This window comes from Hungatella sp. (assembly GCF_046966825.1).
This window is the reverse complement of record NZ_JBKVCZ010000001.1, coordinates 99,869-124,138: the sequence shown is the minus strand read 5'-3', so window position 1 is coordinate 124,138 and position 24,270 is coordinate 99,869. Positions and strand designations below refer to the sequence as shown.

Below are 24,270 nucleotides of genomic sequence, written 5' to 3'. Positions count from 1 at the left end.
CTCTCATCTGGCCCGTTTTCGGGTTATCATCTGCATTGCAATCGCCAGAATCAGAAGCAGCCCTTCTGTCGCCTCCTGCCATGCTGTACTGATGCCAAGAAGCATCAGCCCGTTCTTGATGACCATAATCAGCACGATTCCTCCTAATGTTCCCCATACAGATGCGCTTCCGCCTTCTGTGGACCCGCCTCCCGCCACAACAGCGGTAATTGCCAGCATTTCGTAGCCACTTCCTCCTTCTGACGTAGCTGATGCCATAAAAGCCAGTGATAATACTCCAGCCAAGCCTGCAAAAGCTCCCATGAGCGCTTCGTTCTGTATTCTTCTTTTCCTAACCGGAACTCCGGTATACCTGGCGGCATTTAAATTGCTGCCAATTGCCAGGAACTCACGACAGACTACACTGTGTCTCAGCCACCACGCAGAAAGAATAACCACTGCAAAAGATACATATACAGTATTGTTAATATGAAAAAGAGTGCCCGTCCCAAAATTAAAGAAGGAACTTTTCCCCAGGTTTCCCACACTGTATCCACCGGTCAACACCAATGTCAGTCCCTTATATACATAAGAAGTTCCAAGCGTAATAATAATGGCAGGCAGTCCTAAAAGCACTCCGACATACCCGTTAAAAGCACCGCACAAAGCCCCAATAAAAATCCCAATCAACGCAGCAGCCCACGGGTTAGTCCCTCCTCGCAGAATCATTAAAGCCATACAATTCACAACCAGGTTATAAATTGCACCTACTGAAATATCCATCTCACCTGTGGCGACTACAAATGTCATTCCTGTAGAAATAACAATCATAATTACCATTTGACGAAGCAGTCGAAAGAAATTGGCACTTGTAGCAAATGTTCTCGTGGTACATGAAAAAAGAATACATACCAGAAGTATGCCGGCCAGAACCATCATAGCGCTTTTATTGCGGATTTTTATTTGTTTGGTTTTCTTTTGATTCACCTGACATCTCTCCTCGGTATAATCCCCTTTTTATATTGAATATGAGTGTAACCACAAGTTTGAGTTCTTGTCTTCAAAACACTTCCCTTACAGGTAATAAAGAAATCTTTTCCATCTTTTCCGCCCCAACAGAAATTAAGCGCTGTGTCGATCCCACTTGTTACCAGAATCCCTAATTGAGTACCATCTGCTGCATAGATATGAAGTCCATCCGGCCCACAGCAAAATACGTTTCCTTCTTCATCAATCTTCATTCCATCGGGCACAGTATCATCACTTCCCAGCTGCGGCGTTCTGGCAAATAATCTCCCGTTAACAAGCGATCCATCATCTTCTACATCAAACATCATAATTTGATAAGTCGGCGAATCGTTCACATAAAGTGTTTTTTCATCTATGGAAAAGCACAATCCATTGGGATTTTTAAATGTATCTGCCCCTGTCCGGATTTCGCCTGTATCAGGATTTAGTATGTATACCGGCCGTTTATCTGATGGTATCGGCCGTCCGACTCCAGCCGGGGCATCCTGCCTTCCATAGTCTGGATCGGTGAAATAAATCAATCCGTCACTGCGGCACACAACATCATTGGGGCTGTTTAACTCAACTCCGTCACAAGATACCGCCAACGTCTCGTATCCGCTTCCATCCGGATTACATCGGCTCAAATGGCTTACCGCATGTTCACACACCACCAATCTTCCCTCAAGATCAAAACATTGGCCATTTGCTTTCTTTCCATTATAAAACAACACTTTTGAACCAGCCTTTTCATTCCACTCCATAGTATTGGAAACAGGGATATCATTAAACAGAAGCATGTCCCTTTCGTAGTCCCATACGGCGCCTTCCGTAAGATGCATCCCAGAAACAATCGTTTCAATGTCCTCCTCAGAATTAATCAAACGATATATTCTCTCATCCATAACATTTAATGTTACTTTCATGTTTTCCCTCCTATCATCTCGTACGTTTTTTTGACGGTATCGCCTTCTCATATTCAGGCCACAGTTTCATAATAGCCTGAGATATAAAAAAGGAGTCTTGCGGAAAGCCAAATAAAGAAGCACCTTTCTGTTCCCACTCACGGAGACTCTGTTCTGTCATGGAAGGCCATGCAAGAAACGGTTTTCGACAACTCACACATACGGAAGCTGCATGATTCATCATTTCTGCGATGCAGGGATCATCCTGTTTCCCTTTTAGACCCATGCCAACTGATAAATCTCCAGGTCCCAAAACAATTAAATCCACACCGTCTACCTTTACAATCTCCTCAATATTATGAAATCCCTCTTCTTGTTCTACAATCATCATCTTAAGTGTTTCCCGATCAGCCTTGTCCACATATGCACTCTGCCCCATTTGTCCATAATGACCAGCTCTCTGAGGATTCCAGCCCCTCACGCCTTTCGGAGGATAGGTGCAAGCCGCCACCGCTTTTTTTGCATCTTCTGCAGTGTTAATAAACGGAAAACCGATGATATCCGGTCCCATATCCATCACCGGACGGACCAATGCCGCATCCGTATAAGGAAGTCTGATCATGGCTGCAGCTCCGCCTGCATGGGCACCGATCATCAGGTTCTGCATCTCCGTTCTTCCCATAGCACCATGCTCCCCTTCGATCCATACAAAATCATATCCTGCCATTCCAACCAATTCACTGACAGCCGGATCATTCAAAGAAACACATACACCGCAGACGATTTTCCCTTCTTCCATTTTTTTAACTAATCTTTCCAAATGCATTCCCATTTTCCTCATCCTCTCCTTTTCACCTGTGACGTTTTTAGCTACATTTGTTATTTTGTACTATTTACATACTAAAATTATAATGATATTATTATAATAATTAAACAACTATATTGCCTATTATTATAAATATCCCGCCACTTTGTACAATATATTTGTTTTTTCTTTTATATTAGCCACAGAAAGGATTTTTTATGATTTTATCCCATATTCAACTGAATGAAAATCTTGAGGAAAAGATTCTTCACATGACCCCTGACTTTCCCTATATTTGCTGCTATGTCGAGATGGATAAGTATCCGGGGGGATATATTCCATGGCATTGGCATGATGAAATTGAGTTAATTTATGTACAGAGAGGTACCGTCGAATATCATATCAAGGAAAAGACCGTAACGCTTTCTGAAGGGGACGGCTGTTTTATGAACTCCAATGTACTGCATTTGCTGAAACCTTCTAAAGACTGCCGTGGCAGCATTCTGCTTGCCCATACGTTTAAGAAACTGTTTCTGGGCGGTTTTTATAATAGTGTATTTGAACAGAAATACTTAAACCCTATAGTCAACTGCAAGAACCTGGAATATTTTAAATTCTCCCCTGATATTCCCTCACATACAATCATTCTTGAAAAGCTCAAGACCTCTTATGTTCTCGCAGAAGCCGAACCTTTTGGATATGAATTCATGGTTCGCGACTTGCTCTCCTCCTTCTGGCTGCTGCTCTTAAAAGAAGCCCAGCCTATCGTAAATAAGAAAAAAATAAAATCCAGTGTTGAAAACGAACGTATTAAGGCAATGATTTCATATATTCAAAGCAATTATCAATATAAGATTACCGTCGAAGACATTGCAGCTTCCGCAAACGTCAGCGAACGAGTCTGCTATCGCTGTTTTATGCGCAATATAGGTATGACTCCTGTTGAATACTTACTTCAGTGCCGTATACGGGCTGCGGAAGACCTACTTACAGGAACCTCAAGATCAATTACTGAAATTGGTACTCTGGTTGGCTTTAATAATGGCAGTTATTTCGGAAAAGCCTTCCAGACAGTATTACACTGCACACCAAGAGAATATCGCAAAAAACATCTTTCTTCCTGATTTGAACAAAAGATGCAGGAAAGGACCGGCGCGGATTCATCCGCTCCAGTCCTTTTAGCATTCTTCATTTCTTTTATTTTACTATGATAAAGTTAAAACACTCTTGGGAAAATATGGTATATTATATTTTTTTCCCTTCACGCTTCCGATACCACCCATACCACACCGTAAAAAACACAATCCCATACACCGAAGCCAGCGGAACCGCCAGTCCAATATCAAACAGGCTGGCCCCTTCTTTCAGGCTGAACACATACGACAGCGGCACCCTCACGAGAAACGACGCCGTTATTCCCTGCAGCATAACGGGAAGCGACATGCCATGGCCGTTAAAGTAGCCGATATAACTGAATACAATACAGGTAAGTATGGCCTCCGGGCTGAATCCCTTTAAGTACTCCGCTCCCCGCACGATATAAGACTCATTGGAGGTAAACAGCGACGCTGGGATATCCCCTCTGAAAAACGTAACCGCAAAGATAAACACACCGACGCAGACGCCGAGCCCCATTCCCGTGAGCATCGCCTTTCTGGCCCGTTCCTCTTTGCCGGCCCCCACATTCTGGGCCACAAAGGCCGACATGGACTGCATCAGCGCAGAAGGGATCAGCATGACAAAGGAAATGACCTTTTGGGCGATTCCATACCCGGAGGACGCCTCAAGGCCGATTCCATTTACAATCGCACAGAGAATTAAGAATGATATATTTGTCAGCATTTCCTGAAGCGCCAGCGGTATTCCCAGCTTTAAAAATACCAGAATCTCACGGTTAAAGCGGATATCACTTTTCTTAATGGTAAAAGGCAGCTTCTGCCTGCGGATGATAAACAGAGACAGGACCACGCTGACCGCCTGGGCCAGAATCGTGGCCAGCGCGGCGCCCGCCACATTCATGTGAAAAACTGCCACGAAAAGCAGATCTCCAATAACATTTACGATACAGGCGATCAGGACAAAAATCAGCGGCAGCTTCGAATTTCCCAGTCCGCGGAAGATGCCGCTGATCACATTATAAGCTACCACGAATACAATCCCCACACCGCAGATTCTCACATACTGCACCGTCAGGTCGTAGGCCTGTTCCGGGGCATTGAGCAGTGATGCAAAGACGGGAGCCAGAAACAGAAGCAGGGCCATGATAACCGCTGTAAAAATCACAAAAAAACAGACCGTCCCTCCAATTACGCCGCCGATCCGTTCGTTCCGCTTCTCTCCGAGGTAACGGCTGATTAAAACCGTCACGCCCATCACAAGAGCAGTAATCACAAATGTAACCAGATTGATGACGTTGCTCCCCGTCGCCACCGCCGAGATACCAGCATCGGTTCCAAACTGCCCCACGACGAGTAAATCCACCGCTCCGTACATCGCCTGCAGGATCAACGCTCCCAGCACCGGTACCATAAATTTGACAAGCTTCCCCACGATACTTCCCTGAGTAAAATCGTCCGATAATGTATTATGCTCTGACATACTTCTCTCCTTCCTAACGTTCCAGGTTCTCCAGCATTTTCTCTGCAACCTTCATAAATGTATTTAATTCTTCCCGGGAGATTCCCTCAACGAGCAGTCCCTCCGTCTTCTGGATCTCCTGCTGCAGCGCCAACCGGATGTCCTCAGCCGCCTCCGTAAACTGAATTTTCTTATATCTCCCATCCTCTTCACTGCTGACCCGCTGTATCATCTTTCTGCTCTCCAGCGTCTTCAGCAGCTCCGTAGCCGTCGATGGCCGCAGCCCGAACTCTTTCTCAATGTCTTTCTGATACAGCGGCCGGTCTCTGCCGTCAACCAGGATAAAATCCAGAATCCGCCCCTGAACCTCTGTAATTCCGAGATTTTTCCCCATCTTTTCCGATCTGCGCCTTAGGCGTATGGAAATTTTATTGATCAGTTTTCCTGTATCCATTGTGCGTCCCCCTGTACTTGGCTGAATTTGGAATCTATATAGTTCGGTTCCTAACTATTAGGTTATAACACATTTTCGGTAAATGTCAAGTGCAAGATGGATTCAAAAAAAGCGCCTCTCCCGCGAGTCAGGCCCGCGCCGGAGAGGCGCACACAATGCGAAGCACCTAAGCATTTAAATTCTTCACAGTTTCCCGTATTATCAGTCTGTTTTCCAGATAGACCCGCCGGTTATCGATGATTCCGTCCTCCAGACGGCGCAGCAGAATCCGCGTCCCTTCCCGGGCGATCTCGCCCATGTTCCGCTCCACGGTAGTCAGCTTCATATTCGCATAGCCCGACAGATCCCAATTGTCGAAGCCCACCAGCGACACGTCGTCCGGCACCTTTAGGCCGACCTCGGTGACTGCCTCCCGGGCGCCGAATGCCATCTCATCGTTAAAGCTTAAAATTGCCGTCAGATCCTGTTCCAGAAGCCGCTTGGCCGCCTGATATCCGCTGGCATAGCGGTATGTACCGTGTTCCACCGGCAGACTGTCTGGATCCAGACCGTGTTTTGTCATGGAGGCGCGCCAGCCGCGGTGACGCAGCCTGGTGGAATCCAGATTCGAATTCCCTTCGATAATGCCGATCTTCCGATGCCCGTTTTCCAGAAGGCAATCCATGGCTTTTTCCATGGCTCCGGCCTCATCCGTTGTAACGTTGGGTACATCCAGAAATACCGTACGGCAGATGGCTACCATGGGAATCCCCTTATTCAGGACTTCATCCATGAATTCCAGATCGTCGTCCTTCTGCGTAAGCACGATAATTCCGTCCAAAAAGGAGGGATTCAGCGTTCCCGGCTCATGCATATCGATACCTTTGACAATGACATTATATTTGCTCCCCACCACGCTGTAGACCCCGGTCAGCACATCGTGCAGAACAAAGGGGGAACTCATCTTGCTGATGGTGGAGAAGTAAAGACCAATCACGTAGGACCGTGACATCTTCAGCTGAATCGCCGCCTGATTCGGCACGTATCCCATCTCTTCCGCGATTTTCAAAATACGTTTCTTTTTATCGGACTTGTCCGCATTCGGATCATTTAAGGCTCTGGATACCGTAGAGTAAGACACTCCCGCTTTTTTTGCCACATCCTTGATCGTAACTGCCATATCCCACACTCCCTGCCACAAATACGTAATAGATTTAGTATACCTTTGACGTCCGAAGATTGCAACACCTTAATTCTCTGAGTTTTCCTTTAAAAGGGAGACCGACCAGGCTGTGAACTGCACCAAACAAAGAAGGACGGAGGTACAGCAGCCTCCGCCCATTCACTTAACCCTTTACGCCGCCTGCCGCGATACCGTCGATAAACTGATCCTGAGCCAGCAGGAACACGATCAGAGACGGTATAATGGAAATCAGGGACATGGCCAGCACACGATTCCACTCAAAGCCGGTATCTGCGTCCATGGACATCTTAACAAAGATGGACGCCGGGTAGCGGGCCGGTGTGTTGACGTAAAGCAACGGTCCCATAAAGTCATTGGAAGACCACATAAACTGAAATAATGCACACGAAACAATAGATGGCTTTAGCATTGGCACGATCACATACCATAAGGTCTTGACAGAACCGCAGCCGTCGATGGTAGCCGCTTCCTCCAGCTCCTTGGGAATATTTCTTAAGAACTGAATCAGCATGAATACGAAATAGGTATCCGTCGCAAACAGTGTCGGTACGATCAGCGCCAGATAAATCGGGGAATCGATCCAGCCAAACTTATTGAACAGGACGAACTGCGGCACATTTAACACGACCTGGGGAAGGAACAGTGTGGACATCAGAACTGCAAAGAGCAGCTTTTTGCCCCTGAATTCAAACCTGGCGAAGCCGTATGCCGTTATGGTGGCGGATACAATCGTGAATACCACCTTCGGCAAAACGATAGAATACGTATTAATCATGGCTTTAAAGATATCAATATCACCGCCATAGCTTTTCAACGCGTTCTTATAACCGTCCAGCGTCGGATTCTTCGGGATGAAACCAATCCCGCTGAATATCTCATTATTCGTTTTAAAGGTAGCCCCAACCATCCAGATCAGCGGATAAATCATGATGAAGCCCACTACGATCAGCACTACGTAGCGCACGATCGTATTGACAGTCTTTCTTGTCTCTCTCGTCATCTTTTTTACCTCCCGTCCTCATCTGAATAGTAGACCCAGTGCTTCTGGCTGAAGAATGCAATGGCTGTAAACGTCATTACAATCAGGAACAGCAGCCATGCCTGAGCGCTCGCCAGACCCATCTCGTAGCTCTTAAACGCATTGTTATAAATCAGCATGGAGATCAGCATGGTTGAATTACGCGGTCCGCCCTGGGTAATGATGAACGGTCCGTTGAATTCCTGGAACGCCTGACACAGCTGTGTAACCAGGTTATAGAAAATAACCGGGGTAATAAGCGGAACCGTAATGCTGAAGAACTGTCTCCATTTCCCCGCGCCATCGATGGCCGCCGCCTCATATAAATCCTCCGGGACCCCCTTTAAGGCCGCCAGGAAGATCACCATGGCAGAACCAAACTGCCAGACTCTCAGCAGGCAGATTACAAACAGCGCGTGAGACGGACTGGCCAGCCAGTTCGGTCCCTCGATGCCCATGTAGCTCAGCAGCATGTTGATAATACCGTCATCCTTAAATACTGCTTTCCACAGTACAGCGATGGCGATGGAGCCGCCCAGAATCGACGGAATATAGTAAGCCGTACGGAAGAGATTGACTCCCTTTAGCTTAAAGTTCAGAATATATGCAATAAATAACGCAAAAACCAGTTTCAGCGGTACGGTCATGAAAGCGTATTTCATCGTAACCACAAAGGCTTTTACAATCTTCTTAGTATGGATAATCTCGTCATAGTTCATCAGGCCAACTTTGGAAACTCCGTCAAACAAATGATAGTCCGTAAAACTGTATACAAGTGATGATCCAAACGGATATACCTTAAAGATAAGAAATCCGATCAGCCATGGCAGTATGAAGAAAAAGCCTTTGTTTTCTTTTACGATCTTTTTAAAGCTCCTTCTTTCTGCGGTTGTACTCTGAGCCGCTGGTTGCTTCATACCGTTACCTCCTCTTTCTTACGCAGCGGCCTCCGTTGCCGGCGGCCGCTGATTGTCACACACTATTTGCTTAAAACTTTATTGACACCGTCAATCAGTACTTCAGTTGCTTCATCAAGATCGTAATCGCCATAGCTTAAGCCTGCCATTACATCCCAGTAAACGCCCTCGTTTGTTGCCTTTAACGCACTCGCCTCAAATTTTGGATCCAGCGGGAAGGAGACATAGCTTAAAACCTTGGAGTTTGCTTCTGCCACTAATTCATTTAACAGACCGTTGTCTTCACAGATCTTAAGTCCTTCTGCGGAACACGGAATTCCTCTCTCGGAACCGAGTATCTTAACGCCCTCTTCCTCATTTAACAGGAAGTTTACTAAAGCCGCACACTCAGCCGGATGCTTTGTGTTTTCAGAAATACCAAAGCACATGGAAACCTTCGCAAAACCGCCCTTATGGTCGCCCATGTCGGCAAATTCCTCGCCTACTACGAATTCCTGGCCTTCATTTAACGCGCCCTGCTGCTTGGTAGCTGCGGAATCCCACTCGAAGATGCCTGCGTATTTGCCTTCCATCCACTTCGGGTTCTTGTCGAAGGAAGCCGCGCCGTCGCCTGCGATGGTGGCGATGGACGGAATTACATGATCCGCTTCCAGAGACTGGATAAATTCCAGACCGTCCTTGATCTCATCTTCAGAGTACTGAAGCTCATTATTCTCTACCCAGGCTTTTCCGTACTTGGACTCTAAGTAGTAAACCATGAAGATTGTTCTGTCATACTCGTTCATAGCCAGCGGATAGTAATCGTCGCCAAGCTTTTCCTGGAATACCTTTCCTGCTGCTCTTAAGTCGGCTAAGGTCTTCGGTGTCTCAATTCCGGCCTGATCGTATGTAGTCTTGTTCCAGTAGAAGATTCTGCCTGTCATGGAGATCGGAACGCCCTGCAGTTTGTCTGCTACCGTACACTGTGCCAGGTAATCTTCCGAGAACTGGGACAGATCGAGAATATCGGATAGCTTATTCAGATCATAGAATGCGCTTCCGTCTGAGCTGAAGGAAGTAATCCAGTTCCAGTTAATCTGGTTTACATCGGGTGCTGTGCCTGTGGCAAACTGTGAGGACATCTTATCTTCCCAGCCATCCCATGCGGAATAAGAAGTCTTTACCGTAATGTTCGGATACTTCTTCATAAACGCATCGACTGCGGCCAGAGTGGCTTCGTGCCTTGAATCGCCGCCCCACCAGCTGAAGGAAATCTCGATGGGATCTGTGGTGTTCACCGTCAGGCCTTCCGCCTCCGCCGGTTCCGCCGTGGTCTCCGCCTCCGTTTTTGCAGCTTCTGTTTTTGCAGCCTCTGTCTGAGCAGCGGTCGTCTCCTCTGCCTGCTTTGCTCCGTTGCCGCAGCCTGCCAGTCCTGCTGCCATCGCAGCCGCCATTACCAGTGTTAAAGCTTTTTTCCAGTTCTTTCTCATAAGACAGTCTCCCTTTCTTTCTTAGGCGCTTTTCTCATTGCTTTAATTTTGCAAAGGTTTGCAACCCGTTTCTTAAAAATATGCATATCTGCTACATTCCAGCCCCTCGTTTGTGTCTTTTTGCCAGCAAATATACATTGTCTCGTTGATGTTTTTATCTTATCACCATTCTTTTCCCATGTCAATTGTGTATTATGCATATCATTTCATCAACTTTTTATATATATTTACTAATTTTATTTTTTAAAATATATGATATTATAATAGAAACTGCAAACGTTTGAATTTTCAATCTTTTATTTTTCTCATATACAGAAAAGGAGTATTCAATATGGAAATACTGGACCGCTATATTCATCAATTATTAGATCAGAGTACCCCTGAATCACCGATCTGGTATAAGGAAGAGAGCGATGCATCGGCTCCGGCCAAATGGAACTATATGGATGGCTGCATGATCAAGGCCATTCTCGAACTCTACCACATTACAGAAAACAGCAGATACTTAGAATTCGCCGATCATTTCATCGATCACTTCGTCCGCGAGGACGGCTCCATTGTTTCCTACGCCCCGGAAGAATATAATCTGGACAATGTAAATGCAGGCAAGACCCTGTTCGATTTATATAAGCTGACCGGAAAAGAGAAATACCGGAAGGGAATCGACACCGTGCACAGCCAGATCCTCGGCCAGCCCCGCACCTCTACGGGCAACTTCTGGCACAAGCTGATCTACCCCAACCAGATCTGGCTGGACGGGCTCTACATGGCGCTTCCCTTCTATATGCAGTATGAAGTGGAATACAATGGCTGCAAAAACTGCATGGACATTATCAATCAGTTTAAAAATGTCCGGCAGCTGATGCGGGAGCCGCTGAATGGTCTTTACTACCACGCCTATGACGATTCCCGGAAGATGTTCTGGTGCGACAGGGTGACCGGACTCTCCGATAACTTCTGGCTCCGCGCGCTGGGCTGGTTCTCCATGGCGCTCATCGACACCATGGAAATCATGCCGGATTCCTTAATGGAGCAGCGCACCGAATTAAACACCATATACCGGGAACTGATTGACGCCATGCTTCCTTACCAGGACGAGGCGACCGGCATGTGGTATCAGGTCGTGAACCGCGGCGGCATCAGCCCCAATTACTTAGAGACCTCCGGTTCCGCCATTTTCGCATACGCGATCATGAAGAGCGTCCGCCTGGGCTATCTGCCGGACACGTATCTTCCATTTGGCGAGAAGGCATTCCAGGGCATCTGTGACAAGTATCTCTCCGAAGAAAACGGCGAATTACAGCTGGATGGCATCTGCCTCGTAGCCGGCCTCGGCAACACCGAGAACCGGGAAGGCACCTTTGAATATTATATGAGGGAGCCTATTGTGAAAAATGAAGCAAAGGGCATCGCACCGCTCATTCTTGCTTATATTGAAATCTTGATGCGGAAGTAGGTTACAGGTTTCATTTCCCTTGCAACGGTATGGGGCTTATGGTATCATATGCCATAAGCTCCATACTTTGGTTTGCGGAAAGGATCTGTACATATGAATGAAGCACTTTTTCAACTGATCTCTTATTTTTTCATCTATTCATTTCTGGGCTGGTGCATGGAAATTGCCTATGCAGCTCTGAAAAAGAAGCATTTCTATAACCGCGGCGTCTTAAATGGCCCTCTCTGCCCGGTTTACGGCATCGGCATGATTCTGATTCTGACCTTTTTCAGTTCTCTGAGAGAGAGTCTCGTCTTCCTGGCCATCGGAAGCGCCGTCATCGCCACGATCCTGGAGTTCTTCACCGGAGCGCTGATGGAAAAGCTGTTTAAGAAGCGGTGGTGGGACTATTCCGATTATAAATACAATCTGGGCGGTTACGTCTGTATCCCATTTTCAGCCCTTTGGGGCGTGGGAGCGGCGCTTACTCTCCGTTTTATTCATCCATTGATCCATATGGTCATCAGCCGGGTTCCAGCACTGGCCGGACAGATTATCCTCATCGCCGGTCTCGTCATCCTGGCCATGGATTTTATCAGCGTACTCGGTGTGGTCTTCCAGGTGCAGAAATACAACACCCGCGTGGAAGAGCTGGCCGAGGGAATGCAGCAGATTTCCAACAGACTGGCGCGCTCCATTTTTACCCGAATTGAACGACGAATGGCTAAGGCCCATCCCGGAGCAGCGCCGGAAAGCACTGCGGCTGAGACCGACTCCGTCTCCCGCGCAAAAACACGTTCCTGCGAGGCAGCTCCAGCCGTCTTCGCCGACGGCTGTTCGTTCCATAAGCTCGTATGGCTGTTCTTTATCGGAGCATTCCTGGGAGATATCACTGAGACGATCTTCTGCTACGTCACCTCCGGAATCCTGATGAGCCGCAGCAGTGTTGTCTATGGACCCTTCAGCGTCGTGTGGGGACTGGGTGTTGTGGTCCTCACCATGATGCTTCATAAGTATAAGGACCGTGACGACCGGTATATTTTCCTATTCGGTACTGTGGTAGGCGGCGCCTATGAGTACATCTGCAGCGTGTTCACGGAGATCGCCTTCGGCACCGTATTCTGGGATTACAGCAAACTGCCCTTCAACCTGGGAGGTAGAATCAACCTGCTGTACTGCTTCTTCTGGGGCCTGGCGGCCGTCATCTGGATCAAGCTTCTTTATCCGCGCATCTCGGGTCTCATTGAACGGGTTCCGGTCAAGGCAGGGAAATTATTAAGCTGGTGCATGATCGTCTTCATGACGGTAAACATCGTGATTTCAGCCATGGCACTGGCGCGCTACTCGGACCGGCAGACGGGCCGGGAAGCCGCCAACTCCATCGACTACTTCCTGGATGATCATTTTCCGGATAAGAGGATGGAGTGGATCTACCCGAACGCCATTGTCAGGGAATAGCATGCAAACGGAAGAATCGCCTGGAGAGATAATCCCCCAGGCGATTCTTTACTTTATGATAAGTCTTACTTTATTCACTTACTTTATTCATTTTCCTGCATCTGCTCATCAGTCAGTGTAAATACCTGTCTCTTACGCGCCATCTCATCGCTGGCCAGGTACTCGTCGTACGTGGTGATCTTATCGATCAGCTGGCCGTTCACGATCTCCATGATACGGTTAGCAGTCGTCTCCACGATCTGATGGTCACGGGAGGAGAAGAGCAGCACGCCCTGGAACTTCACCAGGCCGTTGTTTAACGCCGTGATGGACTCCATGTCCAGATGGTCGGTCGGCTCGTCGAGCATCAGCACGTTGGCACCGGAGATCATCAGCTTGGAAAGCATACAGCGGACCTTTTCACCACCGGATAAGACACGGACCTTCTTCACGCCATCCTCTCCCGCAAACAGCATACGTCCCAGGAATCCGCGGACATAGGTCGCTTCCTTTTCAGGGGAGTACTGTGTCAGCCAGTCCACGATGGTGTCATCGTTGTTGAACTCCGCGCTGTTGTCCTTCGGGAAATAGCACTGGCTTGTGGTCAGTCCCCACTTATAATCGCCTTCATCCGGTTCCATCTCGCCGGAAAGAATCTTGAACAGAACCGTCTTCGCCTGCTCGTTGGGGCCAACCAGGGCTACCTTATCTTCTCTGTTTAAGATAAAGGAGATATTGTCGAGCACCTTCACGCCGTCGATCGTCTTGGATAAATTCTGTACGGTCAGCACTTCGTTTCCGATCTCACGGGCCGGGCGGAAATCAATATACGGATATTTACGGCTGGATGGCTTGATATCATCCAGTTCGATCTTTTCAAGAGCACGTTTTCTGGAAGTCGCCTGCTTGGACTTGGAAGCATTGGCGGAGAAACGCTGGATAAATTCCTGCAGCTCCTTGATCTTCTCTTCCTTCTTCCGGTTCGCCTCTTTCATCTGCTTCACCATCAGCTGGCTGGACTCATACCAGAAATCATAGTTGCCGGCATACAGCTGAATCTTGCCGTAGTCGATATCCGCGATCTGGGTGCAGACTTTATTTAAGAAATAACGGTCATGGGATACCACGATTACCGTGTTTTCAAAGTTAATCAGGAACTCCTCCAGCCATGCGATGGCGTCGAGGTCCAAATGGTTCGTCGGCTCGTCAAGAAGCAGGATATCCGGGTTGCCGAATAACGCCTGGGCAAGCAGTACCTTTACCTTCTGGGCGCCGTTTAATTCCTTCATATATTTGTAGTGAAACTCTGTCTCGATTCCAAGGCCGTTTAATAAGTTGGCCGCGTCGGACTCCGCTTCCCAGCCATCCATGGAGGCAAACTCGCCTTCCAGCTCAGCCGCCTTGATGCCGTCTTCATCTGTGAATTCTTCCTTCATATAGATGGCATCTTTTTCTTTCATAATCTCATACAGTCTGGCATTTCCCATGATAACGGTGTCCAGAACCTGGTACTCGTCATATTTAAAATGGTCCTGCTGGAGGAAGGAAAGACGCTGGCCAGGTGTCATCACGATGTCGCCGCTCGTCGGCTCCAGCTGTCCTGATAAAATTCTTAAAAACGTTGATTTTCCTGCACCATTGGCACCGATCATGCCGTAGCAGTTGCCTTCCGTAAATTTAATATTTACATCTTCAAACAATGCCTTCTTGCCAATACGTAAGGTTACATTATTCGCACTAATCATTCCCAATAAATTCCTTTCTTATAACCGCCGCTCGCTCTGTCATTATTTCCAGTGAGCAGGCACCCGCTGCGGGAGTTTCCGCTCACACAAAACAGGGCTCATAAGGCCCCGTCTCTCATCTCTCTTATTTTACATGAAAATCCCGAATTTGCAAGCCTTTTATCAAAAAAGCCTGTAAATCCGGTGATTTTCAGCTGGATGTATCAAAATCTATTTGGCGGACTCTACTTTAAGCGGGAAATTGGACTCGCTGCCCGCATCGTAGGTCACTGTCACATACGTTACTTTTACCATGGCGCCGCTGCCGTTGCTGTCGTCTGTGGCCTGGCCGAGAACGCCGGTATTAAGGCCCTCGCAGTTATCTTTTAAGAAGCCTGTTTCTTCCCCTTTATCGTCCCGGATCGTAAAGCTGCTCATGGCCTGGTCCGTTACGCTTCCGGTCATGGTCTTCACTTCCATATTCTCCTGGGCATCCAGCACCAGCACAATCTTTGCATTGGCAGCGTCGTCTCCGGAGATTTCTCCCTTGTAAATGATGGAGACAGAGGTCCCCTCCTTCAGCTCATAAGTGGTCTCGATCACCACGCCATTTAAGTTAAATTTAACTTCCGTATCGCCGTTTTTGACCGTCATGTCCTCCAGCGTATCCGATACCGATTCCACGCTGCACGTCAAAATCTTAAACTCCGCAGTGTTGCCCGGCGCCTCCAGCGTCGCGGCCGGTGTCGTCGCCGGTTCCTTCGTCTCCGGTTCCGCTGTGGTGGGTGCCGGTGTCGTCTCTGTATTACTGGAAGATTTTCCGCAGGCCGTAAAAGCAAGGGCCGCGCAGAGCGCCATTATCACAATCAGTGTTCGTTTCATTCGAATCCTCTTCTTTCTGCTATATACCATAAGTAGCTTTATCAAGTGCTCATAGTATATCATCCGATTGTGAAAATTGCTTTGCTTTTTTCTTAATTTTTGAGAGAACCGTAGCCATCCCCGTACCGGCCCAAAAAGTTCTGCGTGCGCTCATTATTGGAGGCGAAAACCTCCTCCGGCGTCCCCTCTTCCACGATCAGTCCATCTGCCATGAAGATGACGCGGTCCGAGATGTCTCTGGCAAATGCCATCTCATGAGTCACGATTACCATGGTGATCTGTAAATCGGCCAGAGAACGTATCACCTTCAGCACCTCGCCCGTAAGCTCCGGGTCCAGCGCAGAGGTGGGCTCGTCAAAGAACAGGATCTTGGGGTTTAAGGCGAGAGCCCTTGCGATGGCAACACGCTGGCACTGGCCGCCGGAGAGCTGGCAGGGGTACGCCTCCGCCTTGTCCTCCAGTCCCATCTTGCGAAGCAGGTCGTACGCCTCGCGGATTACCTCCTCTGATTTTCGCTTCTGCACATGGATCGGCGCGTCGATGATATTTTTCAGCACATTGTAATGGGGAAATAAGTTAAAATTCTGAAAAACGAGGCCGTAATTTCCCTGAATTTCCTTTTGCTTTTCCTTTCCTGCATAGACGGCGTTTCCGTCAGGGCCGTTCCAGGCCGCCTTTTCGCCCAAGTACAGCAGCTCGCCGCTGTCCATCCGCTCCAGCATCGTCGCACAGCGAAGCAGCGTGGACTTGCCCGATCCGGACGGACCGATAATAGAGACAATCTCGCCTTCCGCTACCGCTAAGGAGATGTCTTTCAGTACGCCCTGGCCGTCAAATGATTTCTTGATATGATTCATTTCCAGCAGATACATATGGTTTCTCCTCCCCTTATTGATAGTAATTCAGCCGTTTTTCCACGGTTTCCATGATGACAGCCACCAGCAGATTAAATATGTAGTAGAACAGGCCCGCCGCCACAAACGGAATCAGGCTTGTCTGGGAGGACGCCAGCGCCTTTGCCACCGCAAACATCTCCAGAACGCTGATGGTAAATGCCAGGGAGGTGTCCTTGACCAGCGTGATGACCTCGTTCGTTACCGAGGGGAGAATCCGTTTCATCACCTGTGGAAATATAATCCGAAAAAACGTCTGTGTCTTCGAATACCCCAGCAGCTTCGCCGCCTCATACTGGCCAACCGGCATGGACTGGATTCCGCTCCGGTATATCTCCGCAAAATATGCCGCGTAGTTGACGACAAAGCCGATAAAGGCCGCCCAGAGGCGGTAATTATTCCCCACTTTTATTTTGAACAGATAGTATGGGCCGAAATAAACCACCATCAGCTGCAGCATCAGAGGGGTTCCTCTCATGACTGAAATATAAAATTTTACAATGGTTCTGATTACAGGATTTTTCGACATCCTGCCAAAGGATATGAAAAGTCCCAGAGGCAGGGAAAAAATAAGCGTCACAAAAAATATCTGGATGCTGATCCACATGCCTCCTGCCAGCTGTGAAAAAATCTTTGTTAAAGTCATGGTCTTCCCCTGTCTCTATTTACCAATTGTTGTGATATCTTTATCAAACCACTTCTCGGATATCTTCGCCAGGGTGCCGTCTGCCGCCAGGGCTTCCAGCTGTTCCTGAACCTGATCCTTTAAGGTGTCATTTCCCTTCTTGAATCCAACCGCATAGTTTTCTGCGGCAAGCGTCTCATCCAATACGATGAAATCAACCTGTCTCTGCTCGATCTGGAAACGGGCCACTACCTCGTCCATGGCGATGGCATCGACCGCTCCCATCTGTAAATCCATAAAGGCCGTATTATAGTCCGGTGTCGTCTGAAGCGTCCCAAATGTCCCCGTCAGATCCGGATCGTCTTTTAATGCCGCTTCCGCGGAGGACTCCGCCTGAACCTCCACTACCTTTCCGGCCAAATCTGCCAGAGTCTTGATGCCGGACTCTGCTGTCACCACAAATACCTGCTGATTCGCCATATAGGCTTCTGACCATGTATAATCGTCCTCACGGCCTGTCATGGTAAATCCGTTCCAGATACAGTCGATATTACCGGACTCCAGTTCCATATCCTTTGCTGCCCAGTCAACCGGCTGGGGAACAAACTCCAGTCCGAGACGTTCAGCGACCGCCTTTGCCACCTCCAGGTCAAAACCGGTGTACTCTCCATCATCGCCCACAAACCCCATAGGCGGAAATTCCTGATCAAATCCTACTGTAAATGTACCGCCCGCGGCTCCTGCCTCAGAAGCCTCCGCCTCGGGTGCCTTCGTATCCGCACTGGTATCCGCATCAGCCTCCGCTGCCGTCGTATCCGCCGCTTTTCCAGTCGTTTCTGCTGTCTCCGCCACCGTATTACCGGCCGCCTGTCCGGAACACCCGGATACCATTGCCATCAGCCCCAGGGCTGCCGCCATTACCATAACGCTCTTCTTCATAATTGTTGTTTCCTCCTCTGCATTTTCATGTGCTACCATGGTAGCATACTAAAGTATTTCTGTAAAGAAGATTTTTTATAATTTCTTTGATTTGGAGCGCAGCCTGTAAACAGTAAAAAAACCGGAGGCTATCGCTGCCCCCGGTTTTCCGGCGTACCTTCTTTATGCCTTTGCCCTTTCATCCAGATACTCCAGGATCTCCTGTGCATTCGTATCCGGTTTTACTTTCTCGAAGACCTTTTCGATCACACCGTTCTCATCGATCACAAAGGTGCTTCTGACAACACCCATGGACACTTTTCCATAAAGCTTTTTCTCCTGCCAGACGTCATACGCCTTTATGGCCTCCAGCTCCGGATCGGAAACCAGAATGAAGGGCAGTTCATGTTTCTGGGCAAAGCTGCTGTGGCTCTTTACGCTGTCCTTGCTCACTCCGATGACTTCCACGCCCCTCTGCTGATATCCCGCATATGCGCCGGCAAAGGCACACGCCTCACGGGTGCAGCCCGGCGTGTTATCCCTCGGATAAAAATAGAGAACCACCTTCTTCCCCAGAAAAGAGGAGAGTGTTACGGGATTGCCGTCTTTATCATTCAATGTAAAATCTGGTGCTTTTGTTCCTGCCTGCAGCATATTTTGTACCTCCTTATTTGCTCATTATTTGCTCATAGTAATGATTCATTTCGTTATCTTTTTTCCACCGCGATAAACGGAACCTCCATCTCCCGTTCCGTAAAGCCTGAGTGATTGGATATCCATTTACTGTCGCTGTCTTCGTAATTGATCCCCATGCCGCTTACCGCCACCGCCAGATAGTCGCCCATAAGCTCCGGCAATCTTGGATGGGGAACACCGCCTCCGAATATATTCTGCCTCAGAACCGCGTCTTTGGACAGCAGTAAAAACTGATCCCCAAAGAGCCGTTTAAACAAATCCGGGAACTGCGCCAGGTATTCCTGTTTCACATAGAAGGACGCCGCCCTGGCTTCTATTACCGGCGGGCGCTCCAGCATCCGGTCCAGTTCGGGATAATCCCGGATCAGGAAATATCCGGTATCACCGTGACCGTGATCGGCCGTCACGATGAGAAGCGTATCCTCGAGATCGCGGCAGAGCCGCTCAACGCGCTGATCAATGTCTCTGATGATTTCAGTAACCGACTCATGACAGCATCCGACGTTGTGCATCGTATAATCCGGTTCACCCCAGTATGCATAAATATAGTTTCTTTCTTCTTTCCGGCACAGGCCTTTTACCGTGTCAAACAGCTCCTCATATTTGGTAATTCTGGCGGAGCCGTACAGAGAGACGACATATGCTTTTGCATTCCCCGTCTCCTCTATTTTCTCATAGACCGTTCGGTACCGCAGATACTGTCTCGCCGCATGGAACTTTGCAGCCTGCTCCTGCGTACCTCTCCGGGTGTTGGGAAAGAGCGAAACGATATCGCCCAGTTCAGGGAAATACAGATTCCAGCCGAGCCATCCGTGTTCCGCCGGTGTTAAGCCGCTCTCGATGGAAGTCGTCGCGGCCGTGGTTGTCGGCGGAAAGACCGAGGACAGTTCCCCAAGCGCGTGGCTCCTTAAAAAGCTGTTTTCAGGCAGATGGCGGCGGAGCACCTCCATCCCCAGGCCCTCAAACAGCATAATCACCACATGCTTGTATGGGTGCTGAAGAAGCTCATCCATCGGTTCGAACGTCTTATGGTGATATTCTGCCCCATAATGCTTCAGTATCGAACAGCTCAGACTCACAATGCTGTGGTCATAATCCACAAACATTCCGTTTTCACCTCCATTTATCCCCATGCACGCCCTCCCTTTACACAAATCAGACAATCTATCAGGCAGTTCCACCTGCTGACTACAAAAATTCCTTCAGCTCTTTAAGCGACCGGATCTCCCGGTCAACCTTGACACCGGCGGTAAGAACAGCCCCCTGCGGATTAAACCAGCAGGTGTCAATTCCCGCTGTATTTCCACCTTTTATATCCGAGTTTAAGGAGTCTCCCACGATCAGGGTCCGTTCTCTCTCCGCTCCCGGCATGGCCTCAAAGCAGCGGTCAAAAAACTCTTTCTGCGGCTTCTGATACCCGACTTCCTCGGAAATAAAGGATTTCTTAAAGTACCGGTCCAGACCGGAATCCGCCATCCGCATCTTCTGAGTCTCCGTAAAACCGTTTGTCACCACATACAGGTCATACCGGTCCTGCAAATACTCCAGCACCTCCACGGCCTCCGGCATGACAATCGCCGTATGATTCAGGATTTCCCTGTAATTGTGCTCGGTCTGTATCCCGTCGGCAGTAATGCCGTGGGCCTCAAATACGGCGTCGAATCTGGTATCCGTAATATGGTCCTTCGTGATGAGACCTTTCTCATAGGCGTCCCACAGATCGCGGTTCACCCTGCGGTACGTCCCGATTAAATCCGCTGTCCGGTATGCTCCGCTTTCTTCGTACTCTTTAAACACACTGGCAAGCCCATTTTCCTCCGCGGAATCGAAATCGAGAAGCGTTCCGTCCACATCGAAAAGGATAGTCGTATATTTATTCATCAAATCTTCCCCCTCCGGCCTTATTCTCCGTCCCGATATACGATTTTCCCGCCGCAGATCGTGTATTTTACTTTTCCGTACAGTCTGCTTCCGGTAAACGGGGAATTAGAGGATTTCGACGCAAATTCCCCTACGGTCCACTCTTCCTCCGGATCAAACAGCACCAGGTCCGCCGCCTTTCCTTCTTCCACGGAACCGGAATCCAGATGGTAGAGCTTCGCCGGATTCAGGCTCATCTTCTCCATCAGCTCAAGCAGGCTTAAATGGCCCGGGCGAACCAGATTCGTGACCGCCAGTCCCAGCGCCGTCTCAAGCCCGATGATCCCGCTGGGCGCCTGCGTCAGCGGTTTGGCCTTCTCCTCCGCACTGTGCGGGGCGTGATCCGTGGCAATCATATCGATGCTGCCGTTCTTTAATCCCTCTATAATGGCCTGGCGGTCCCTTTCCGTCCGGAGAGGCGGATTCATCTTCGCCAGAGTCCCATGCTCCAAAACCGCGTTTTCCGTCAGTGTAAAATGGTGCGGCGTAACCTCCGCGTATACCCGCGCTCCCAGCTCCTTCGCCAGCTTCACCATCCGCACGGCTCCCTCGGAGCTGATATGCTGAATGTCCACCGCGGCCCCTGTGTGCAGGGCGATCATGCAGTCGCGGGCTACCAGAGAATCCTCCGCCAGTGCCGGTGAGCCATAGATCCCCAGCTCGTCCGAGACAGCGCCGTGGTTAAGTCCATTGTTGACAATAAACGCCGGGTCTTCCTCATGGAAGCTTAGCGGAAGATCCAGACGCGCCGCCTCCTCCATGGCTGTCTTTAAAAGCTTCTCATCCATGATCGGTATCCCGTCGTCAGTGAAGCCAGCCGCCCCATGAGCCTTCAGCGCCTCCATGTCAGTCAGTTCCTTCCCGGCGAGTCCCACTGTCACCGCAGCGGCCTGAAGCACATGAATCCCGGTCTTCTTTCCCTCCTCCAGAACGTACCGGAGCGTCTCCACATTATCCACCGGCGGCTTCGTATTCGCCATGCAGACAACCGTCGTGAAACCGCCTTTTGCCGCAGCGGCAGCGCCGGTATGAATATCTTCTTTATACGTAAGCCCCGGATCCCGGAAATGCACGTGTACATCCACGAGTCCCGGCGCCGCGACGAGCCCTTTGCCGTCGATGACCGTGTCAAATTCACCATCCGTCTCCGCGCAGTCTCCCACGCGAAGAATGGTTCCGTCCGAAATTACGATAGAACCCATTCTGTCGAGTCCATTTCCCGGACTCACAATCCGGATATTTTTAATCAGCATCCTCATGCCATACCTCCTTATGATGAGCACTCCGCCGGGCCTGTTACCGGCTTCGCGGATTGCCCTGTTTCTCTTCCTTCTTCGAAAACACCCTGAATATCCCCTGCGGCAGTTCAAACACAAACACGATCCCCAGTACGATGGCCACCGCCACCTTAAGAGCCATATAACCGGTCTGGGACGCCTTGTCCAGTTCATTTGTCACGATATAATAGGCGGTCCAGTACACCCCCGCACCGGGTACCAGCGGAAAGAGGCCGGAAATCAGAAATATGGTGACCGGACACCGTTCCCTGACCGCAAAAAGCCGCGACAGCAGAATCACCACGATCGTGGCAAAGAGCGCAGCACCCGGCGCGGTACTGCTCTGAATCAAAATGGAGTAAACGGCCCAGCCGGCTCCGCCGATCAGTCCGCAGTATGGATAATACTTTGTGGGAACCCCGAACAGGAGGGAAAATGATACCGTCCCCCCGACGGCAGCCGCCACAGAAATGAGCAGTGTCACAGCATCACACCTCCCGTCAGCCCACGGAACAGGCTGAACACAAGTCCAACGCCCATGGCAATACAGAAAAATACCAGCAGAGCATCCAGCATCCGCACGGATCCGGAGATGTAGTCCCCATCAGCGATATCCCGTATGGCGTTGGTAAACGCCACTCCCGGCACCAGAGGCATGATGGAACCGATAATCATGAAATTCAAGTGCTGCCCTACGGAAAGCAGATACATCACGGAACAGAGAAAGGTCACCAGTGCACCGCCTCCGATATTTCCCACAATCTTCGATAAATGTGGGCCGCTGATATACAGCACGTAAAAATACAGGAGCACGCCCGACACAAAAGCCGCCGCGCTGTCCATGAAATTGCCCCCGAACAGCATGCAGAAGCATGCGCTTCCCACACCGGAGGCCAGGATCTGCATGGTCTTCGTCTTTCCCGGGCATGACGCGGATCTCATCCAGCCGTTCCCTCACTTCGCCTATGGTATACCGCCCCTCCACGATCTCCCTGGACAGCTGGTTCACCGCGGCCACCCGGTTTAGATGGACTCCGCTCACCGGGATATGCTGGACCTTTGCAAAGATCTCTTCCCTCTCATTTCCCGAGGTAATAAAAATCCCATTGCTCAACACAAATGCGTTCCCCGACTCGATTCCGTAATAGTGGCAAATCCTGTCGATCGTCTCCTCCACCCGGAAAATCTCGGCTCCATTTTCCAGCAGAATGTGGCCCGCCTGCATGGCGGCGTCCAGGATCTCCCGCTGTTCCTCCCCGCTTAACTCACACGAAACGTTCATCTTCCTCTGTAAAGACCTCCCCATCCCCAGTAATCTCTTCAATCCTGTCTCTGTAACCGGCCGAACAGCCGAGTGCCCGGATCTTCCCTATCACAGAATAATCTCCCCAGCAATGCATGGGAAATACATGTTTCACATCCACTTTATGCAGGAATTCGTCCATTCCCAGATAAAAATCGTCCTCCTGCCTCGGATCCAGCGGCAAAAAAGCCACATCCAGGTGCATTCCGGCCATTTTATCAATCTGAGCACTGTATTTTTTAGCCATGGAGTCGTTCCAGTTATCCGGTTCGCCCTCCCATCTCCAGTTATTTAAGTCTCCCGCATGATAGATGGTTTTGCCTTCCGCCTCAATCAGAAACGCCACACCTTCATCCGTCGATTTATAAGTATGGATGGTCAAACAGGCGTCAGATATAACTCCATCTTCTATCTGATTCTCCGGAGTTCTCGTGAGCTGCCGGATTATGCCGTTCTCCAGCCTGTACTTCACCGTCTCCCCATGCTTTAGGGAATCCGTAAGCGGCAGCACCTCCTCCGGCAGGCGCTTCCTCCAGATATCGTTAGACAGGACAAACCTGACGTTTCCATGTTCCTTTATCAAATCAAAAATCACAGGCGAATAGTGGTCTCCATGCCTGTGGCTTGCCAATACCAGAAGTGGTTTTTCCCGCTTCATCCCGGGAATCGTTCCCTCCGTATAATCAAACAGCAGATAAACCGATTCCAGCTCCACTAAAAAAGAGCTGTGATGGATATAAGTAATTTTCATGTGACGCCTCCTTTCCCGTTATCCCTATTCTGTTATAACGGAAAGCGTTTGTCAACTTTTTTCTTCTTTTATAATCAGAAAGGGCGGAGACACT

General features: G+C 49.3%; 23 protein-coding genes and 1 pseudogene. 3 read left to right on the top strand and 21 right to left on the bottom strand.

Translation table 11 applies throughout. The annotated features are described in order from the left end of the window. Positions 1–3: 3 nt before the first annotated feature. Genes ACLTD4_RS00580 through ACLTD4_RS00570 form a run of 3 tightly spaced genes read right to left on the bottom strand, consistent with a single transcriptional unit; the run spans position 4 to position 2,724 of the window. The gene (locus tag ACLTD4_RS00580) at positions 4–966 is read right to left on the bottom strand and encodes an ABC transporter permease (RefSeq protein WP_117621934.1); all 963 of its coding nucleotides are present in this window, start codon (positions 964–966) and stop codon (positions 4–6) included. Beyond that, a complete protein-coding gene (locus tag ACLTD4_RS00575) occupies positions 963–1,913 on the bottom strand; it encodes an SMP-30/gluconolactonase/LRE family protein (RefSeq protein WP_181991267.1) in 951 nt (316 codons plus the stop codon). Before ACLTD4_RS00575 ends, ACLTD4_RS00580 begins: the two co-directional genes overlap by 4 nt. A 13-nt stretch (positions 1,914–1,926) precedes the next feature. Continuing rightward, on the bottom strand, positions 1,927–2,724 hold the full coding sequence (locus tag ACLTD4_RS00570) for an HpcH/HpaI aldolase family protein (protein ID WP_117621932.1): 798 nt from the start codon (positions 2,722–2,724) through the stop codon (positions 1,927–1,929). A 191-nt stretch (positions 2,725–2,915) separates the two neighbouring features. Here ACLTD4_RS00570 and ACLTD4_RS00565 point away from each other — a divergent pair, with 191 nt between their 5' ends. Then, on the top strand, positions 2,916–3,821 hold the full coding sequence (locus tag ACLTD4_RS00565) for an AraC family transcriptional regulator (RefSeq protein ID WP_117621931.1): 906 nt from the start codon (positions 2,916–2,918) through the stop codon (positions 3,819–3,821). Between the two features lie 121 nt (positions 3,822–3,942). Here the strand turns inward: ACLTD4_RS00565 and ACLTD4_RS00560 are convergent, their stop codons facing one another. From ACLTD4_RS00560 to ACLTD4_RS00535, 6 genes are all read right to left on the bottom strand, one after another. Continuing rightward, entirely contained in the window at positions 3,943–5,295 is a 1,353-nt protein-coding gene (locus ACLTD4_RS00560; RefSeq protein ID WP_117621930.1) for an MATE family efflux transporter, read from the bottom strand. A gap of 13 nt (positions 5,296–5,308) precedes the next feature. Continuing rightward, positions 5,309–5,728, bottom strand: a complete 420-nt coding sequence (locus tag ACLTD4_RS00555) for a MarR family winged helix-turn-helix transcriptional regulator (protein WP_117621929.1) — start codon at positions 5,726–5,728, stop codon at positions 5,309–5,311. Positions 5,729–5,894: 166 nt separating this feature from the next. After that, complete coding sequence (locus ACLTD4_RS00550; protein WP_055660118.1) at positions 5,895–6,887, bottom strand: LacI family DNA-binding transcriptional regulator; 993 nt, start codon at positions 6,885–6,887, stop codon at positions 5,895–5,897. A gap of 166 nt (positions 6,888–7,053) precedes the next feature. Next, entirely contained in the window at positions 7,054–7,911 is an 858-nt protein-coding gene (locus ACLTD4_RS00545; RefSeq protein ID WP_055660117.1) for a carbohydrate ABC transporter permease, read from the bottom strand. 5 nt (positions 7,912–7,916) lie between these two features. Further along, complete coding sequence (locus ACLTD4_RS00540; protein WP_055660116.1) at positions 7,917–8,846, bottom strand: carbohydrate ABC transporter permease; 930 nt, start codon at positions 8,844–8,846, stop codon at positions 7,917–7,919. Between the two features lie 62 nt (positions 8,847–8,908). Then, on the bottom strand, positions 8,909–10,315 hold the full coding sequence (locus tag ACLTD4_RS00535; RefSeq protein WP_055660114.1) for an ABC transporter substrate-binding protein: 1,407 nt from the start codon (positions 10,313–10,315) through the stop codon (positions 8,909–8,911). Positions 10,316–10,646: 331 nt separating this feature from the next. Here ACLTD4_RS00535 and ACLTD4_RS00530 point away from each other — a divergent pair, with 331 nt between their 5' ends. Further along, on the top strand, positions 10,647–11,771 hold the full coding sequence (locus ACLTD4_RS00530; RefSeq protein ID WP_412331074.1) for a glycoside hydrolase family 105 protein: 1,125 nt from the start codon (positions 10,647–10,649) through the stop codon (positions 11,769–11,771). Between the two features lie 93 nt (positions 11,772–11,864). Beyond that, the gene (locus ACLTD4_RS00525; protein ID WP_055660110.1) at positions 11,865–13,208 is read left to right on the top strand and encodes a putative ABC transporter permease; all 1,344 of its coding nucleotides are present in this window, start codon (positions 11,865–11,867) and stop codon (positions 13,206–13,208) included. A gap of 83 nt (positions 13,209–13,291) precedes the next feature. Here ACLTD4_RS00525 and ACLTD4_RS00520 read toward each other — a convergent pair whose 3' ends face one another. From ACLTD4_RS00520 to ACLTD4_RS00465, 12 genes and pseudogenes are all read right to left on the bottom strand, one after another. After that, positions 13,292–14,932 (bottom strand): ABC-F family ATP-binding cassette domain-containing protein, encoded by a 1,641-nt coding sequence (locus ACLTD4_RS00520; RefSeq protein WP_002605274.1) that lies wholly within the window; start codon positions 14,930–14,932, stop codon positions 13,292–13,294. Positions 14,933–15,142: 210 nt separating this feature from the next. Continuing rightward, positions 15,143–15,793: a hypothetical protein gene (locus ACLTD4_RS00515; RefSeq protein WP_025529759.1), complete on the bottom strand. Its 651-nt coding sequence runs from the start codon at positions 15,791–15,793 to the stop codon at positions 15,143–15,145. A gap of 92 nt (positions 15,794–15,885) precedes the next feature. Then, complete coding sequence (locus ACLTD4_RS00510) at positions 15,886–16,665, bottom strand: amino acid ABC transporter ATP-binding protein (RefSeq protein ID WP_117621927.1); 780 nt, start codon at positions 16,663–16,665, stop codon at positions 15,886–15,888. Positions 16,666–16,681: 16 nt separating this feature from the next. Beyond that, positions 16,682–17,332 carry an amino acid ABC transporter permease gene (locus ACLTD4_RS00505; RefSeq protein WP_025529760.1) on the bottom strand — a complete coding sequence of 217 codons (651 nt, stop codon included), beginning with the start codon at positions 17,330–17,332 and terminating at the stop codon, positions 16,682–16,684. Positions 17,333–17,347: 15 nt separating this feature from the next. Then, positions 17,348–18,250 (bottom strand): amino acid ABC transporter substrate-binding protein, encoded by a 903-nt coding sequence (locus ACLTD4_RS00500; RefSeq protein ID WP_055660108.1) that lies wholly within the window; start codon positions 18,248–18,250, stop codon positions 17,348–17,350. Between the two features lie 162 nt (positions 18,251–18,412). Next, a complete protein-coding gene (gene bcp / locus ACLTD4_RS00495; protein ID WP_117621926.1) occupies positions 18,413–18,883 on the bottom strand; it encodes a thioredoxin-dependent thiol peroxidase in 471 nt (156 codons plus the stop codon). Positions 18,884–18,936: 53 nt separating this feature from the next. Continuing rightward, the gene (locus tag ACLTD4_RS00490; protein WP_117621925.1) at positions 18,937–20,058 is read right to left on the bottom strand and encodes an alkaline phosphatase family protein; all 1,122 of its coding nucleotides are present in this window, start codon (positions 20,056–20,058) and stop codon (positions 18,937–18,939) included. A gap of 55 nt (positions 20,059–20,113) precedes the next feature. Next, a complete protein-coding gene (locus tag ACLTD4_RS00485; protein WP_117621924.1) occupies positions 20,114–20,806 on the bottom strand; it encodes a YjjG family noncanonical pyrimidine nucleotidase in 693 nt (230 codons plus the stop codon). A gap of 20 nt (positions 20,807–20,826) precedes the next feature. Next, positions 20,827–22,098, bottom strand: a complete 1,272-nt coding sequence (locus ACLTD4_RS00480; RefSeq protein ID WP_412331075.1) for a dihydroorotase — start codon at positions 22,096–22,098, stop codon at positions 20,827–20,829. 43 nt (positions 22,099–22,141) lie between these two features. Further along, positions 22,142–22,600, bottom strand: coding sequence for a threonine/serine exporter family protein (locus ACLTD4_RS00475; protein ID WP_110322863.1), 459 nt, complete (start codon positions 22,598–22,600; stop codon positions 22,142–22,144). 2 nt (positions 22,601–22,602) lie between these two features. Next, a pseudogene (locus ACLTD4_RS00470) lies at positions 22,603–23,404 on the bottom strand (threonine/serine exporter family protein). Beyond that, positions 23,388–24,176 carry an MBL fold metallo-hydrolase gene (locus ACLTD4_RS00465; RefSeq protein ID WP_002605285.1) on the bottom strand — a complete coding sequence of 263 codons (789 nt, stop codon included), beginning with the start codon at positions 24,174–24,176 and terminating at the stop codon, positions 23,388–23,390. Before ACLTD4_RS00465 ends, ACLTD4_RS00470 begins: the two are co-directional and overlap by 17 nt. Between the last annotated feature and the right edge of the window lie 94 nt (positions 24,177–24,270).

Coding starts and splice junctions, on each gene's coding strand:
- ACLTD4_RS00575 (WP_181991267.1), bottom strand. CDS start 1,913: ATGAAAGTAACATTAAATGTTATGGATGAGAGAATATATCGTTTGATT.
- ACLTD4_RS00570 (WP_117621932.1), bottom strand. CDS start 2,724: ATGGGAATGCATTTGGAAAGATTAGTTAAAAAAATGGAAGAAGGGAAA.
- ACLTD4_RS00565 (WP_117621931.1), top strand. CDS start 2,916: ATGATTTTATCCCATATTCAACTGAATGAAAATCTTGAGGAAAAGATT.
- ACLTD4_RS00560 (WP_117621930.1), bottom strand. CDS start 5,295: ATGTCAGAGCATAATACATTATCGGACGATTTTACTCAGGGAAGTATC.
- ACLTD4_RS00555 (WP_117621929.1), bottom strand. CDS start 5,728: ATGGATACAGGAAAACTGATCAATAAAATTTCCATACGCCTAAGGCGC.
- ACLTD4_RS00550 (WP_055660118.1), bottom strand. CDS start 6,887: ATGGCAGTTACGATCAAGGATGTGGCAAAAAAAGCGGGAGTGTCTTAC.
- ACLTD4_RS00545 (WP_055660117.1), bottom strand. CDS start 7,911: ATGACGAGAGAGACAAGAAAGACTGTCAATACGATCGTGCGCTACGTA.
- ACLTD4_RS00540 (WP_055660116.1), bottom strand. CDS start 8,846: ATGAAGCAACCAGCGGCTCAGAGTACAACCGCAGAAAGAAGGAGCTTT.
- ACLTD4_RS00535 (WP_055660114.1), bottom strand. CDS start 10,315: ATGAGAAAGAACTGGAAAAAAGCTTTAACACTGGTAATGGCGGCTGCG.
- ACLTD4_RS00530 (WP_412331074.1), top strand. CDS start 10,647: ATGGAAATACTGGACCGCTATATTCATCAATTATTAGATCAGAGTACC.
- ACLTD4_RS00525 (WP_055660110.1), top strand. CDS start 11,865: ATGAATGAAGCACTTTTTCAACTGATCTCTTATTTTTTCATCTATTCA.
- ACLTD4_RS00520 (WP_002605274.1), bottom strand. CDS start 14,932: ATGATTAGTGCGAATAATGTAACCTTACGTATTGGCAAGAAGGCATTG.
- ACLTD4_RS00515 (WP_025529759.1), bottom strand. CDS start 15,793: ATGAAACGAACACTGATTGTGATAATGGCGCTCTGCGCGGCCCTTGCT.
- ACLTD4_RS00510 (WP_117621927.1), bottom strand. CDS start 16,665: ATGTATCTGCTGGAAATGAATCATATCAAGAAATCATTTGACGGCCAG.
- ACLTD4_RS00505 (WP_025529760.1), bottom strand. CDS start 17,332: ATGACTTTAACAAAGATTTTTTCACAGCTGGCAGGAGGCATGTGGATC.
- ACLTD4_RS00500 (WP_055660108.1), bottom strand. CDS start 18,250: ATGAAGAAGAGCGTTATGGTAATGGCGGCAGCCCTGGGGCTGATGGCA.
- bcp (WP_117621926.1), bottom strand. CDS start 18,883: ATGCTGCAGGCAGGAACAAAAGCACCAGATTTTACATTGAATGATAAA.
- ACLTD4_RS00490 (WP_117621925.1), bottom strand. CDS start 20,058: ATGGGGATAAATGGAGGTGAAAACGGAATGTTTGTGGATTATGACCAC.
- ACLTD4_RS00485 (WP_117621924.1), bottom strand. CDS start 20,806: ATGAATAAATATACGACTATCCTTTTCGATGTGGACGGAACGCTTCTC.
- ACLTD4_RS00480 (WP_412331075.1), bottom strand. CDS start 22,098: ATGCTGATTAAAAATATCCGGATTGTGAGTCCGGGAAATGGACTCGAC.
- ACLTD4_RS00465 (WP_002605285.1), bottom strand. CDS start 24,176: ATGAAAATTACTTATATCCATCACAGCTCTTTTTTAGTGGAGCTGGAA.